The 15058-nt window shown below is 45.7% G+C and carries 15 protein-coding genes; 7 read left to right on the forward strand and 8 right to left on the reverse strand.

The window, feature by feature from the left end:
* Nucleotides 1-825, reverse strand: an 825-nt coding sequence (locus L5M28_RS07545) for a LysR family transcriptional regulator (protein ID WP_263202967.1), incomplete at its 3' end; no start/stop codon positions are given.
* Between the two features lie 117 nt (nucleotides 826-942).
* Between L5M28_RS07545 and L5M28_RS07550 the strand changes: the two genes are divergently transcribed.
* The gene (locus L5M28_RS07550) at nucleotides 943-2049 is read left to right on the forward strand and encodes an NADH:flavin oxidoreductase/NADH oxidase (protein WP_263148935.1); all 1107 of its coding nucleotides are present in this window, start codon (nucleotides 943-945) and stop codon (nucleotides 2047-2049) included.
* 275 nt (nucleotides 2050-2324) lie between these two features.
* Here L5M28_RS07550 and L5M28_RS07555 read toward each other — a convergent pair whose 3' ends face one another.
* Nucleotides 2325-4112 (reverse strand): DUF3413 domain-containing protein, encoded by a 1788-nt coding sequence (locus L5M28_RS07555; protein ID WP_263195961.1) that lies wholly within the window; start codon nucleotides 4110-4112, stop codon nucleotides 2325-2327.
* 66 nt (nucleotides 4113-4178) lie between these two features.
* Nucleotides 4179-4397, reverse strand: a complete 219-nt coding sequence (locus L5M28_RS07560; protein ID WP_011847036.1) for a YejL family protein — start codon at nucleotides 4395-4397, stop codon at nucleotides 4179-4181.
* A 77-nt stretch (nucleotides 4398-4474) separates the two neighbouring features.
* Between L5M28_RS07560 and yejK the strand changes: the two genes are divergently transcribed.
* Nucleotides 4475-5503 carry a nucleoid-associated protein YejK gene (gene yejK, locus L5M28_RS07565; protein WP_006081997.1) on the forward strand — a complete coding sequence of 343 codons (1029 nt, stop codon included), beginning with the start codon at nucleotides 4475-4477 and terminating at the stop codon, nucleotides 5501-5503.
* Nucleotides 5504-5641: 138 nt separating this feature from the next.
* Here yejK and L5M28_RS07570 read toward each other — a convergent pair whose 3' ends face one another.
* Entirely contained in the window at nucleotides 5642-6640 is a 999-nt protein-coding gene (locus tag L5M28_RS07570) for a cytochrome-c peroxidase (protein WP_173244445.1), read from the reverse strand.
* 469 nt (nucleotides 6641-7109) lie between these two features.
* Between L5M28_RS07570 and L5M28_RS07575 the strand changes: the two genes are divergently transcribed.
* A complete protein-coding gene (locus L5M28_RS07575; protein WP_263195962.1) occupies nucleotides 7110-7982 on the forward strand; it encodes a 6-carboxytetrahydropterin synthase in 873 nt (290 codons plus the stop codon).
* A gap of 298 nt (nucleotides 7983-8280) precedes the next feature.
* The gene (locus tag L5M28_RS07580; RefSeq protein ID WP_411569169.1) at nucleotides 8281-9219 is read left to right on the forward strand and encodes a M23 family metallopeptidase; all 939 of its coding nucleotides are present in this window, start codon (nucleotides 8281-8283) and stop codon (nucleotides 9217-9219) included.
* A gap of 154 nt (nucleotides 9220-9373) precedes the next feature.
* On the opposite strand, the gene L5M28_RS07585 is transcribed toward L5M28_RS07580, so the two are convergent.
* The 3 genes from L5M28_RS07585 to L5M28_RS07595 form a co-directional block, all read right to left on the reverse strand.
* Entirely contained in the window at nucleotides 9374-9634 is a 261-nt protein-coding gene (locus L5M28_RS07585; RefSeq protein ID WP_006081993.1) for a DUF5062 family protein, read from the reverse strand.
* Between the two features lie 292 nt (nucleotides 9635-9926).
* Entirely contained in the window at nucleotides 9927-10610 is a 684-nt protein-coding gene (locus tag L5M28_RS07590) for a VOC family protein (protein ID WP_263195963.1), read from the reverse strand.
* 174 nt (nucleotides 10611-10784) lie between these two features.
* Nucleotides 10785-11297: a murein L,D-transpeptidase family protein gene (locus tag L5M28_RS07595; protein WP_028759690.1), complete on the reverse strand. Its 513-nt coding sequence runs from the start codon at nucleotides 11295-11297 to the stop codon at nucleotides 10785-10787.
* 171 nt (nucleotides 11298-11468) lie between these two features.
* On the opposite strand from L5M28_RS07595, the gene L5M28_RS07600 reads away from it, so the two are divergent.
* Entirely contained in the window at nucleotides 11469-12326 is an 858-nt protein-coding gene (locus L5M28_RS07600) for an ion transporter (RefSeq protein ID WP_028759691.1), read from the forward strand.
* Nucleotides 12327-12371: 45 nt separating this feature from the next.
* Nucleotides 12372-13913 (forward strand): MATE family efflux transporter, encoded by a 1542-nt coding sequence (locus tag L5M28_RS07605; RefSeq protein ID WP_173496817.1) that lies wholly within the window; start codon nucleotides 12372-12374, stop codon nucleotides 13911-13913.
* A gap of 226 nt (nucleotides 13914-14139) precedes the next feature.
* Here the strand turns inward: L5M28_RS07605 and L5M28_RS07610 are convergent, their stop codons facing one another.
* Nucleotides 14140-14337: a DUF2986 domain-containing protein gene (locus tag L5M28_RS07610; protein WP_028759693.1), complete on the reverse strand. Its 198-nt coding sequence runs from the start codon at nucleotides 14335-14337 to the stop codon at nucleotides 14140-14142.
* A gap of 338 nt (nucleotides 14338-14675) precedes the next feature.
* Here L5M28_RS07610 and yqfB point away from each other — a divergent pair, with 338 nt between their 5' ends.
* A complete protein-coding gene (gene yqfB, locus L5M28_RS07615) occupies nucleotides 14676-14993 on the forward strand; it encodes a N(4)-acetylcytidine aminohydrolase (RefSeq protein ID WP_173496818.1) in 318 nt (105 codons plus the stop codon).
* Nucleotides 14994-15058 lie beyond the last annotated feature (65 nt).

A 15058-nucleotide genomic window follows, 5' to 3' on the forward strand; every position in this document is an offset into this window, starting at 1 on the left:
GCGTGATAAGGGCCATTCCGCACGGTGGATAAGCCAAATGGTGTCTACAACTTGGCTGCCACATTCCACAACATAAATATCTTCTTGTCGTTCAAAGGCTTTTCGGGCGTATTGCGGTATAACCGTAAATCCTAGCCCTTTTGCGACAGGTTCGAGAATGAGGCTGATTTGGTTGGTAAATCCCTTGCAGGGGATCTCTTGAATGCCGGGGTGAGTTGGATATTTACGGCTAAGCAGCCGAGTCGCCATAGCCTCACCATCGGGATGGGAGATAAACCCTAGCCGTTGTAAATCAGTCCATGCATGTTGTTTATGGCTCGCAGGTACCACAAGTTCAAGCGGCTCTTCGGTAAAATGTGTGCTGTGAATACGAGGATCGGAAGGTTTTAAGGTTACCATGCCGATTTCATGTTCATTGGCCAACACTGAGGCCACTATCTCACTGTCAGGGGCAAAACGGTGGCGAATGCTTAACGCCGGAAAGGCTTGTTGTAATTCGATTAATAGCGGAAAGAGCGTTAAACCAATGCTACCTGGAGTGATAAGGTTAATATCACCGACATTGGTATCATCATGGATCAGTTTCTGCTGTAAGCGCTTTTGCGCGCATTCAACTTCTTTGACGTAGGTCAGCAGGTTTTCCCCAATGGGAGTGATTTCAAGCTGGCGGGTGCGGCGTAAAAACAGTGTGCCGTAGGTTTCTTCTAAGCGACTGATATGCTGACTCACGGCCGCTTGGGTGATACCTATAGCTTCGGCGGTGCGGGTGAAATTGCCTTTCTCGACTAGCACGCTAAAGGTGTGTAACCACTGTGGATTTATCATAAGTAAAATTTATCAAATCTATAATCTGTATGTGCTTTTAATTATGGCACGATAAGACTAGTCTGTCGTCATTCAGTATTCAAATACCTTTTGATCTTAATAGACACAGGAAACACCATGGCCGATCTATTTTCATCCTTCAAACTTAAAGACATCACCCTCAAAAACCGTATTGCCGTTGCGCCCATGTGCCAATATCAAGCCACGGACGGACTCATCAACGACTGGCATCAGGTGCATTACACTAGCCTTGCCCGTGGCGGTGCCGGTCTTGTTGTGGTTGAAGCCACTGCGGTTTCTCCCGAAGGACGTATTACCCCCAAATGCCTTGGGTTATGGAATGACGAACAAGCCCAAGGCCTAGCTAAGGTCGCCAGCGCGATTAAAAATGCGGGTGCTGTTGCAGGCATTCAGATTGGTCATGCAGGCCGTAAAGCGAGTGCGAATATCCCGTGGGAAGGGGATGACCATATTGCCGATGATGACGCGCGAGGTTGGCAACCGATTGCACCATCAGCTGTCGCATTTGGCGCAAACTTACCTAAAGTGCCTACCGCTATGACGATTGAGGACATTGAGCGGGTTAAAGCCGACTTTGTGGCGGCAGCAAAGCGTGCTTTAGCGGCAGGATTTGAATGGTTAGAACTGCATTTCGCCCACGGTTATTTAGCCCAAAGTTTCTTTTCAACCTATGCCAATCAACGCACCGACCAATACGGTGGCAGTGCCGAAGGGCGGGGGCGCTTTTTGTTAGAAACCATTGCCGCGGTAAGAGACGTTTGGCCATCGCATTTACCCTTAACGGCGCGATTTGGTGTGATTGAATTCGACCATAAAGATGAAGAAACACTGACGGAATCGATAGCCTTGGTGAAGCAATTTAAGCAAGCGGGGCTCGATATGCTGAACGTCAGCATTTGCTTCTCGACCCCAACGGCAAATATTCCATGGAGTCCGGCATTTTTGGCGCCTATTGCAGCGCGGGTTCGTCAAGAAGTGGGGTTCCCTGTTGCGACGTCTTGGGGTATGGATGATCCACATCAAGCTAATGCGGCCATTGAAGATGAACAAATGGATTTAGTGATGATAGGTAAAGCGTTTTTAGCGAATCCACATTGGCCGTATCAAGCGGCGCAAACCTTGAAAATTGCGCGCCCATCTTGGGTATTACCCGCTTCCTACGCCCATTGGTTAGCACGCTACTCTACGGTTAAAGCCGATTGATTGTAGAGTGACTTGAGTTGATTTAAACCTAAGCCTTAAAAAGCCGTTATCTAAAGATAGCGGCTTTTGGCTTTAGTGGCAGGTAAGATCCATCATTAAGAGGCTAGCTACAAGAGACTAGCTACAAGAGACTAGCTTCAAGATACTGGCCACGCAGCTCTTCAACCCACACAGTTAAATCCAAGCTTCGTGCATTTCGTATTCATCCAGTCGCGAGGGAATAAAAAAGCCCCAATCCTGCGGGAATGGGGCTTTTTTAACTAAGATGATGAAGCTCAGTGGTTATAGAAACGTCGACCTTCACGCATCACTTCAATCAATTCAGGCGCGCTCATTTTTTTATTGAGCCTATGTTCATAGTTTTCATCGTAAATACGATATTTACCGTGGCGGTCAATCACTGTCACTTCTGCTTCTTGATAGATAGCAAAAATACGGCTATCACCTATATAGATCCACGTTTCTTTGTCAGGTTGTAATAGGCTGCGGCCAGCGCTGTAATCTGTCGTGTTATTGGTGCAACCTAGCACGTGGGTCATTAAAGTCGGCGCAATGCCGTAATGGCTGGTGCGGTATTTGACCTTAGAAGCACCCGTATTCGGCCAGTGGATCACTAATGGCACTTTGACACTCTGTGGTGACAGGTTGCGATTCGCTTCATCACTATTGCTGGTGAACATTTTGCCATTGACCCCAGTGATAATCACTAAGGTGTCGTTGGACACATTGGCCAGCATCGCCTTGAGTTGTTGATCGACAAAATACAGAGATTGGCGATATTGATTAAACAGTACTTTTTGTGCTGGCATCAGGTCGGTATTGGCTTTCACTGTTTCGATACCCAGAAAACCCACGGGAGTATCAAAATTTTCTGGCGCTTTTAAGTTAACGAGCGCCAACCAAGGTTTATGTTGGATGCTGTGCCACTCGTTAAAACTGGCCACTGTGTGCAAATCGGCATCGGCACTGCCATTGGTTTCTTTGGCTACGACAGGATTAAAGTCATTAAACATCGCTTGTGATGAACGCAAATTGAGATTGGTTTCAGGGAGGAAAAGCCCCAATTCATAGCCTGCTTGTTGAAAGCTTCTGGTCAGTAAAGGACTGGTGCTATTAAAAATTCGCGCATCGCCATAACTGCCTTGCAGGCCATAGAGTAGCGAAAACATGCCCGTTCTAAATTGGTTGCCGCCGCTGAAATGCTGGGTAAAAGATTGATTATTTTCAGTGTATTGGTGTAGGAATGGCATGCTTTTGCCATCGACCATATCCGCCCGTAAACTGTCGATGGTAATCATCAACACGTTGATTTTCGTGTCGGCTTGGCAGGTGAGTGGCTGCTCTGGATAACTGAGTACACTAGTGTTGTGATTGACGTCATCGCCTTGGTATGAACCATCGATACCGTGACTTTCCATAAAGGAGCGAGCTGTCGCGGGATAAGATAAAGGATAAGTATCGTCGAAACGGGTAATTTCGGTGATATCGGCGGCATCGGCCCAAATGTGGATCAAGTGGCTGCTGATAAAACAGATACACACTAAGGTGATAACTTTATTCCCTAAATTGAGTTTTTGAATTTTCTCTATGCGTTTCCACAAAAAATTGGCCATGGTCAGTTCAATGGCGATGATGGCCAACGGGGTGACGATATAAGAAGTACCACGGAGCAGGGCATTGAGATCCGCCCAAGCTAAATCGAAGGCAAAGGGGCTCAAGTGCATGCCGTAATCGGCGTAAACAATGGTATCGTACAGTAAGATACAAAGACTTAGGGTCGCGATCACCGCCGCGACACCTCTTAATATCTTTGAATAGGGCAATATCAAGGTTAGTGGAAATAGGCAGATCAAATAGGCGATAAAGGCGAGAAAGCTAAACTGACCAATAGTGCTGACGCTCAGATAAAACCAGCCATACCAAGTTTCTGGATAACCCACGCTGCCAAGGTATCGGCTTCCGACTATCATGGCTAATAAGCCATTGAAGAAGGCGAACCAATGCCCCCAGTTGATGAGCCGGGAAACCCGATCGCGGCTCATTTGCTTTTTTCGCTCGACCATAGTGATCCGCTTATTCCTAAAAGGCCTTGTATCTTATATTCTTTTGATGATTATTACCCAGTTAACTTACTGGGATTTAACCGATTGTGCGAGTGCTTTTGCAAATTGTTCGGCCACGGCTTGGCGCGATTCGCTGGGCACTTTACGTTCTAGCAGGTTAGTCACGCAGTTACCCAATGCCATCAGGCTCAGGTCAGTCGGTGCTTTATGCTTTTCTAACACAGCCAATATTTCGGCGATTAATGATTCAACTTGGGTGTTTGAGTATTTCGATTGGATTGCCATAATCAAAAAATGTTTCACTTTGGAATGGATTAGCGGCATATAATAGCGGATTTATCCCAGTATCACTATCAGGGCTTATGAGTATTAACATCGAACACGCAATTATTCACGAGATTTCTCAGGACAGTCAGGGGCAATTACGCTGCCGTTTACGTCCTCAACCTCTGCTGAACGGTCAGGCGGTCGAGGTGATGCTCGACGAGTTGCATCAGACATATACGGGAAAGGCCGGTAAAGGTTTTGGCTATTTTGGTATCCATGGTGACGACGGTGAGGCGAATCCTGCTTTTGCCAATGCGCTAACTCAATACCGTGGCGGCGATTTAGGGTTTGTGGAGTTTTCCGGTCAAGCCAGTAAATTACTGCAAGAAGAATTGTCAAAGTACGACTTCAGTCAAGGCGGTTTCCTGTTGATGTCTTGCTATACCAGCATCACTAGCGATTATTTGTTTGTGGCTTTATTAAGTGCGAAGTCGTCAATGACAGTATTAGACGATATGGAACTGTCGCAAAATAACCATTTGGATTTAAATAACATCCAACTCGCGGCGCGTATTGATTTAACTGAGTGGCAAGCCGATAAGGATTCTCGTAAGTACATCTCTTTTATCCGTGGCCGTGCGGGACGTAAAGTCGCCGACTTTTTCCTCGACTTTATGGGCTGCGTAGAAGGCGTCAACACTAAGGCGCAAAACAAAACCTTAATGAATGCGGTTGAAGATTTTGTTGCCAGCAGTGAGTTGACGAAAGACGAGCGTCAGCAGTGCCGCAATAAAGTGTTTGAATACTGTAGTGAGCGTTTCGATGAAGGCGCTGACATTGAGATCAAAGACTTGGCCGATGAGTTAGCCGATCAAGGTATGGACTCCTTCTATGATTTTGCCCGTGGCGGCAGTTATGATCTTGATGAAGAGTTTCCGGCCGACAAATCAACCCTGCGCCAATTGAAGAAGTTTTCTGGTACGGGTGGCGGCGTAACGTTAAGTTTTGATGGCGGCCACTTAGGTCAACGGGTGATTTACGATCCCATCTCGGACACGATTTTAATCAAAGGTGTGCCAGCAAACTTAAAAGATCAGCTTGATCGTCGCCTTAAAGGCGAATAGTACTTAATTCATCCATCGTTTTTTAAGCGAACGAATAACTAAAGGCCGAAAGTTTTTACTCTCGGCCTTTTTGCTAACTAAGTCGCGCTGACTCAGCTTCTAAGTGAGTACTTCTTAGTCAGTGACTCGTCGCCTATGTTAATTATTGGAGCTAAATGGCACTGGACGTGGCGTATCTTTATTCGATGGTGGCAAAATAGGTAGCGTGATTTGCGGCTGATCGCCCGTTAAGGACTCAAGGAAGGCGACCATTTCTTTCACTTCTTGGTCAGAGAGTTTTTGCCCTAATTGAATGTCTGCCATGGTATTCACCGCTTCTTCCAAGGTCCAGACGCTGCCATCATGGAAGTAGGGATAGGTGAGTTCAATATTGCGTAGTGTCGGCACTTTAAACACATATTTATCAGCTTCTTTACCAGTGACGCCCTTACGACCTTCTGCTGGGTTATTGGTGTGGAACGGTTTGATGAGTCCCATTTTCATATACATAGTTCCACCGACAGCGGGGCCGTTATGGCAACTCACGCAACCTTTATCCTTGAAGAGTTGGTAACCCGCTTTGGCATTCGCGCTTATGGCCTCTTGCTTGCCCAGAAGAAATTGATCGAAGGGGCTATTAGGGGTAACTAAGGTTTTTTCAAAGGTGGCAATCGCATCGGTTAAACGGTCAATTGTGACTTTTTCATCGCCATAGACCTTGGCGAAGTGCGCTCGGTAGGCGGGCATAGAGGCGATAGTTTCAGTTGCGAGTTCATGGGTAAAGCCCATCTCTTTCGGGTTGGCGATAGGGCCCGCGGCTTGTTCTTTCAAATCACTGGCGCGACCATCCCAAAATTGAGCCAGCATAAAGTCGGCATTAAGCACTGTGGGTGAGTTAATTGGGCCTTCCTGCCAATGATGACCAATGGACGTTGGCAGAGCATCGACACCACCAGTGGATAAATTATGGCAAGAGTTACAAGAGATAAAGCCAGATTTAGACAGTCTGGGTTCGAAGAACAGCATTTTACCTAATTCAACTTTTTCAGGCTCAGTGATCTTGGCTGCTGTAATGACTTCGATGGGTTCTGCACTGATAGCATGGGTACTGGCTAATATACCTGCGATGAAAATGGCGATAGATGTAAGTTTGGTCATCTTATTTCTCCCTGTATAACCTTGGTTTTTGTATGGTTTAACAGGGATGCTAGCGGTTAATGATGCTGAGTGATAATGCTTTGTTTCGATTGGGTCTATCGCTGTTGCGGATTAAGCTTTTGCGATCTAATTCGCTGTTTTTACGTTGTTATTTTGCTAGGTTGAGTGGTATTTCTGTTAAGGCTTTATCTGTTAATCGACAAGGTCGATGCATTGTTGCTTTCTGCCTATCGGTACCTGATGGTTGCAATGAGTTGCATTGCTGGATTTTCGACTACCTGATACAAACATCTGATACAAAATATTGGGCCGAGTGGATTCATTTGTCGCGACAACAGACGGAATTGATTAGAATCTCCATTCATGTTGAGTTAACTCGTGTTGAGTGCCTCAAGTTAGCATGCTCGGCCATCGCCAAGCGGTGCTATAAAATTATATAGGTGGACTGTTTTTCTGCCGAGGAGCGTTAATGCAATTGTTTGTCAAAGATTTAACTGTGATCGATTTTTCCTATTTGTGCCCAAAGCGCGGCATGGTGGGGGAGAGTTGGATTGTTGATGTTCTGCTAGAGGGCGGATTAGACGAGCAAAACATGGTACTCGATTTTGCTAAAGTCAAACGCACGATCAAGCAAACCATAGATGCGGTGGCCGATCATCGTTTATTAGTGCCTACGGCCTGCAGCAGTGTGCGATGGCAACAGCAGGGTGATAGAGTATGGATGGATTTTGATAGTCAGTTAGGTGAAATTCATTTGGCCTGTCCTTCACAAGCCTTTGCCTTAGTGCCGACCGAAGAGATTGATATTCCCAGTGTGAATGCCTTTTTACAGAAAGCATTGCGCGAAGCTTTACCTAAGAATGTCGAAGGGATCACGCTCACCTTGAGACACGAAATTCTCGATACGCCTTATTACCATTACAGCCATGGTTTACGTAAACACGATGGTAATTGTCAGCGTATCGCCCATGGGCATCGTAGTCCTATTCACGTTTATGAAAATGGCAGTCCAGTACCTAAGTGGGATGAGTATTGGGCCAAACGTTGGCACGATATTTATTTAGGCAGTGAAGAGGACTTGGTTTCAGTTAAGACCCTTAATCTTTCGCCGCAAACGCGGATAACCGATGACAGCCACTATGGCTTTCATTACCAAGCCCCTCAAGGGGATTTCCAATTGGCAATGCCAAAGGAATGCTGTGATTTAATTCCCCACGACACGACGGTTGAGTTGTTAGCCGATTATATTGCCACGACATTAGTCGCTAAAGTGCCAGGAAGTCAGTTTAAAGTGGTGGCGTTTGAAGGTGTTGGCAAGGGCGCGATTGTCGTTAAGGGATAGGCACTACGAGCTGATATAAGTGAATGGACTTAAACTATTCACCTTTTAATCACGGATTTAATAGGCCTCGGTAGATTATCGGGGCTTTTTTGTTTGTTTTTAGCATAGGCTGAACTGAGATTACGACAGGGATGTGGGTTTGCAGAATCGATTTTTATGGTGCGTTAGGTTAACGTGGCATTGATTGAATTCGGCTGCGTTTTGTGTCGCGATGAATGTATTGAGTGGGTCTTGATCCCTATTGCCCCTCGATAAGGATTTTTTGAAGATGTTGGAAACTAGGATATTGGAAACTAAGATGCTGGAAAATAATAAGATGTTGGGAAATAAAGTATCGCAATTTTTATCTCACGGTGGAGCCCCCCTAAGTTCAAATCCAGTGCGCTGCTTATCGGCATTATTCACTTTGGGCCTAGTGCTCATTGCGCCTCAGGTACAAGCTGAGGTGAGTTTACAGGGTAAGTTAGAGCAAGGCGCATTAATGCGGGGTCAAGCGCCAGCGGGCACTCAGATTAGCTTAAATGGTGAAGCCATCAAGGTCACGCCAGACGGCCATTTTGCCTTTGGTTTTGATCGCGACGGTGAACTGAGCCAGCAGCTAACCTTGGTTTATCCCGATGGTTTGACTGAGGTTAAGCCTTTAACCTTAACCAAGCGAGAGTACGATATTCAAAGTGTAAAGGGCATTAGCTCGAAGATTATGAAGCCTGATCCTGTCGCGCAGGAAAGAGCGGCGAAAGACACGGCGCAGGTGAAAGCGGCGCGGGCAACATTTAGCGAGCAAACGGCCTTTTTACAGGAGTTTATTTGGCCGCTGACGGGGCGTATTTCCGGGGTTTATGGCAGCCAACGTATTTATAATGATGTACCCGGTAATCCACACTTTGGGGTGGATGTGGCGGCGAAAACCGGCACTGTAGTGGTCGCACCCGCCGATGGTGTTATTAGTCTTTCTGTGCCTGACATGTTTTATTCGGGCGGGACTATGGTGATCGATCATGGTTATGGCGTGAGTTCGAGTTTTTTGCACTTGAGTAAGCTGTACGTCAACGCGGGTGAAGCGGTTAAGCAAGGCCAAGCTGTTGCAGAGGTGGGCGCAACAGGCCGTGCAAATGGCCCACACTTAGATTGGCGAGTGAACTGGTATCAAATGCGCCTCGACCCTACAACCATAGTGCCGCCAATGGCAACAGTGCTAGCGAATGAGAAAGCCAACAAAGCGGCCAAAAAGGGCTAGGTTCGATATTCAACTCTGGCTCACTTAAATGGCGCAATAATGCGCCATTTAATGGTGATCCTTATCGTGAACACATAGTGAGTTGGCTTCTTTCTAGGCTAGCTTCAAATGTCCGCTTGCCAATAATCATTTTTAACCGAGTCGCCTAAAAAGATTACTTCAATAGTGGATGATCAGCAGGCAGTTGGCGGGTGATCCATAAAATCAGTTTATGTTTCATGTTTGGCCCATCTTCTTTATCTTTGGCCAGTGGCTGAATCAAGTTGTCAGTGACCAATAAACGGTAAATACATTCCACTTTGTCTTTGGGTGAGATGCCTTTGTCAAAGTCTGCATATCCGCGTTTTTTGGCATAGCCCACGCCGATTTCCATGGCGAACTTCAATATTTGTGCTTCGTTCTTGTGTGGCTTCATTGGCGATCCTCTGTTTGCACATAGCATCCATCTACTGGACACGATAATTTGTGCCTGATGGCATCTGCGAGTTATATGTCCTAAGTTACGCTAAATATGCTGTTTTTTAGATTTAATTTTGGCGATTTTTGACAAAACCACCAAAAAACTGACCTAAAAATAACGAGAATATTGAATCTGATTAAATTGTCATCAACTCAGATGTTAACTCAGTTACTGTCGTAGGTTTTAGCTAAGGCAAGTGCCGATGAAAATCTAAGCTCAGTTTTATCTGCCTGAGTTTAAGTCTGACTTAACATTCAGATACTTGTTCGCTCGCGATGACCGCTTTTATGCCATGGGGATGCACTTTAATGCACACATTGCCGCGTTTAAAGGCGATAGTTGGATTGGCTAAACGTTCTTTATCGCCTTTGGGCGAGCTCATTTTGACTTTAATCTCAGCAAGGGATGGCAAGTCTGGTAATCTTGACTGCTCTGATTCAGCTGTCTGCTCAGATTGCGGCAATGGACTCAGTCCTAGGTTGAGTAAAGGGTGGAGTGTTGGACATAAGACCAGTAAATCTTGGCTTAAGGTATCGCAATCTTTGGCTTTAGAATCAATAACTAATTCTATGTGCTCCCAGCCTTCCTGTGGATAGACTTTGTCGCTGGGGTAGGGAAGCTCGACGCAGGCAATGCTAAATTGACCGAGTGTGAGTGGCGTGTCTAGCTCGATGATCAGAATCGTACGGCCATTGATGATGTTGTCTGAAATGATTTTTCCTATGCGGCTAAAGGCGTCGCGCAGGGCATCGGCACTGGCGATGGAATTGACGCGCAGCGCGACATGGTCGCAAACCAGTGCTTTATCTGCTAAGTCTAAGGTTTCAAGCAAGGCTAAAATTTGTGCTTCGAAGGCTGGCCAGCCTTGGATTAATTGCTCATAGCTGAGGTTTGCACTGTGCGGCGCAACAGGCTCGTTGAATTTAGGCATAAATACTCCAAGGCATTTCTATTGGCGTTAGTTTTATCCCTTAAGTAACTGACTGAGACTATTACAACTAACATAATGCTTTTAATGGTTAAATAAAAACGCCCATTAAGCTGGGCGTGTTTGATATCGTTCAATTATCTATTTGGCATTTTGCCATCTGGATATTGGCTAAGGTTACGGCCAAATCTCAATTGGTGTTCCTTCATCGACCACTTTCCACACTTCATCCATTTCGGCGTTGGTAATCGCGATACAGCCGTCAGTCCAGTTGTATTGCTGGGCTTGTTCTGGCGGCAGTGACGACTTAGGGTTTTGGCCGTGGATCATGATCATGCCTCCGGGTCTAATGCCTAAGGCTTTGGCTCTGAGTTTATCCTCTTCATTAGGATAGGAAATATGGATCGATTTATAATAAGCACTATCAGGCTTTTTATAATCTAGGGTATAACGCCCCTGTGGTGTGCGTTGATCGCCTTCCTTTAATTTGTGTCCAGCGGGTAGGTCACCCATGGCGATGCGATATTGTTTGAGCACTTTGCCATCGCGTAATAAAGCCATACTGGATTCGGATTTAGTGATCACCACCAGATCCACTTTACCCATGCCAGAGGCATGTAATTCGGGTGAAACGAGAGCCGCGATAGTCACAGTGAGAGATGTCAATGTGGAAAGTAGGGTGGCGCGCATGGAGTCCTCGAAAATAAACACAGGTTGTTGGCTTTTTTCGGCATCATACCGCAATTTTATCCTACTGTGAGTAGATAATTTTGAGCTAGGTGCAATTGCATGGCAGACTCGTGGCATATTTATGCTGTAATCCCTGTGTTAGTCAGTTTGTTGCAAGGAAGAAAAGCTTTTATGTCTGAGAATATCGAATCCGAAAGTCCGTTAAAACGTCAATTACGTACCATTATTTTTGGCACTGATACTCCCGCTGGCCGCTATTTTGATATCGCCCTCATGGTGTGTATTGTGTTGAGTGTCGGCTTAGTGTTCCTCGACACAGTAGAGATATTCCATCGCGAATACGGCCAGCTTATTTCTGTGTTGGAATGGGTATTTACCATTATTTTTACGATTGAATATGGCCTACGTTTGTACTGCGCGACTCATCCTGTGTTATATGCTCGCAGCTTTTATGGTTTAGTGGATTTGTTATCGGTATTGCCAAGTTATCTAGCGTTGCTGATCCCTGGTGCTAACTTTACCTTAGTTATCCGGATACTTAGGCTGTTTAGGATTTTCCGTGTACTCAAATTACTGCGTTATTTGAGTGAAGGAAATGTTCTACTTAGGGCGATGATGCAGTCGAGTCGTAAGGTTTTTTTGTTTTTCTTCTCGGTCAGTTTGATCGTTATGGTACTGAGTTCAGTAATGTATGTGGTTGAAGGGCCTGATAATGGTTTCAGTTCAATCCCTAAATCTGTGTACTGGACAATTGTGACTATTACTACAGTCGGTTACGGCGACATTACCCCGAAAACCGGATTAGGTCAGGCGATTGCGGCTTTTACTATGCTGATTGGTTACTCGATTATTGCAATCCCAACGGGGATTTTAACCGCCGAGATATCCCAAGAAGTAGGGCGCCATCGAGATTTACGCTCGTGCAATCAATGCCATAAGACAGGTCATGATATTGATGCCATGTATTGTAGTCGTTGTGGATGTGAGTTAGATAGCCTAGATGTGCCCGTCGATAAAGGCGTTTCATGATGACTTCGGCGAACACTTTTTATTTTTTGTAGGTAAAAGACACGTATGACGCAAGCCAAGTTTGTTGAAGGCCCCATATTACGCCATATCTTAGTGATGAGTTCGACCGCCGCGGTAGGGATTTCTGCCTTATTTGTCGTGGATTTACTGGATATCTTTTTCCTGAGCCTATTGGGGGAGCATGAGCTTGCTGCTGCTGTAGGTTATGCGGGCAGTATCTCCTTTTTCACTACGTCCATTGGGATAGGCTTATCAATTGCTTTAGGCGCTTTAGTGTCTCGCTCGATTGGCGCAAAAGAGGTGGTGTTGGCAAAGCGCTTATTACTCAATAGCGCGGTTGTGACGACACTGATTAGTGTGCTGGTGGCGGCTGTGGTCACCACCTTCATTCCTGAGCTAGTTGCCTTAGTAGGCGCGAGTGGCCATACGGCTGAGCTTGCGGCCAGCTACTTGTATATCTTAGTGCCTTCCTTGCCCTTTATTTGTCTTGCGATGGCGCTCGGCGGGGCTTTGCGCGCTGTGGGTGATGCAAAGTTATCTATGATGTCGACCTTAGCGGGGGGCGGCGTTAATGCGGTACTCGATCCGATTTTTATCTTCATGTTCGCCATGGGGATTGAAGGCGCTGCATTGGCATCCGTTTTAGCGCGGGTGGCGGTATTTGTGATTGCCGCTCGCGGTGTGGTGGTTAAGCATAAATTGTTAGGCCATTTCGATAAGGCACATTTTATCGCCGATCTTAAGCCCATCTTTGCCATTGCAGGCCCTGCGATGTTAACCAATGTGGCAACTCCCATCGGAAATGCCTTTGTGACCCGAGCGATCGCCGATTTCGGTGATGCTTATGTGGCAGGCTGGGCAGTATTGGGGCGTTTAATCCCTGTGGCTTTTGGGATGATCTTTGCACTCTCTGGCGCGATTGGACCTATTGTTGGGCAAAACTTTGGCGCAGGTCAGTTTGACCGAGTACGTGAGAGTTTAACGCGAGCGATTCAGTTTTGTACTGTGTATGTGCTGGTAATGTCTTTGCTGCTGTTTATGCTTAAGTCACATTTGGTCAGTGTGTTTGATATGAAGGGCGATAGTGCTGATCTTATTCACTTTTTCTGCAGTTATATCGCGGTATTCTTTATCTTTTCGGGGATTTTATTCGTGGCGAATGCGTCCTTTAATAACCTTGGCAAGGCCAAATATTCCACGCTATTTAACGTAGGTAAAGCCACTTTAGGCACAGTGCCCTTTGTGTATTTTGGTGCACTTTGGGGCGGGGTTTACGGTGTATTGATTGGGCAAATTTTAGGGTCTATTTTGTTTGGCACATTAGGTGTATGGGTTGCCTATCGTTTAGTGGATAAAGTGGCGGCGCAGGCACAGTTTTCAGCTGCGCCTAATCTTGATGCTGCGAATGCTATCCCCCGCAATGTCGTACTGAGTGAGGAAGAGGAAATCGCTAATTGTGTTGCACAGAACTTACCGAGTGCGACCAATCCGCTTTCATCCTCTTGCGTGCAGATGGCGCAATTAACGGAGGAGCAAGAGAATGAGCCCGTATTACCCTATTTAGACGAGGGGAAAAAGCCTAATTGACGTTATGTGGCTTAGCTGTGCCGTGTAGAAGCAGTGGGCAAGAACGCAGATAAAAATGAGCTCTTAATAATGAGGAGCAGTCAGAAAGCTGCTAATGATAGGAATGCTGAAAAACAAAATGCCACAAGATTGCTTGTGGCATTTTGTTTGAAACGGCGTTTGCACTTCATTTAGTTAAGTTAACAATGCCAAAATACGCCGCTAAAAGACTATTCTGCTGAGCTTCTTATTCTTCAATACTTGGCGTGTCTTGTTGGCCTTCGACTTGTTCAGTCGCAGCTTCTGATGCCGCCATTTTTGCGCGATCAGCCTTAGAGATGTAACCTGATTTTGCAGGTGAGCCGATAGTCACTGGGTCGACTTTATTCAGTCTGGCCTTAGCGCGTTTAGCTATTTTCTTGATGATCTTTTGTTTCTTGTTCATGACGTCTCTAATTTCGTTTCGCACCCGCTACGCGCAGGAATATGAGGCCAAGGGCTCAATTGAGGCGGGATTCTAACTCAATCTGAGCGAACTGACCATGTTTTGCTGAATTTTGTCGAAAACAACGGCTACTCTTTGAGAACTAGTTTTGCTAAATGGCGTTAGCATAACAATTTGACTTAAACGGCGCTGTTAGTATTTCACACGACAAATGCTGCAAATTCTGCGGTGTAGACTGTCAGTGTGGATCAAAAGCCATTATATTGCCTAGCATTATGAGTTTGAATAATTGACTCTACTGTTATTTTATTGCTCATATCCTGAGTTGAGGAAGATGTGTGTTATTAACTAAAATCACTTTTTTTGAGCGCTTTGAGCACGATATATTAAGTGGCACTAAAACCATTACATTGCGTGATGAAACGGAATCCCATGTGATTGCAGGTCAAACACTTCCCGTTTCAACCTTCGAAACCGACCGCTGGTTTTGTGATATCTATATTATTGATGTCGTGCCAGTGACCTTAACTGAGCTCTCAGACATTCATGCTAAGCAAGAGAATATGACGTTGCCGCAGCTACGTGATGTGATTGCAGAAATTTATCCCGGTCTTGAGCAATTGTTTATGATCCAGTTTAGGGTTTTACCGCAGTAAAAGTATAGAGCGTAATTCGTAAAAGAAAAAAGGCCGCACAGCAGCCTTTTTATTACAAATTCAAT

It is taken from the genome of Shewanella sp. SW32 (genome assembly GCF_025653365.1).
Classification (GTDB): Bacteria; Pseudomonadota; Gammaproteobacteria; order Enterobacterales; family Shewanellaceae; genus Shewanella; species Shewanella oncorhynchi.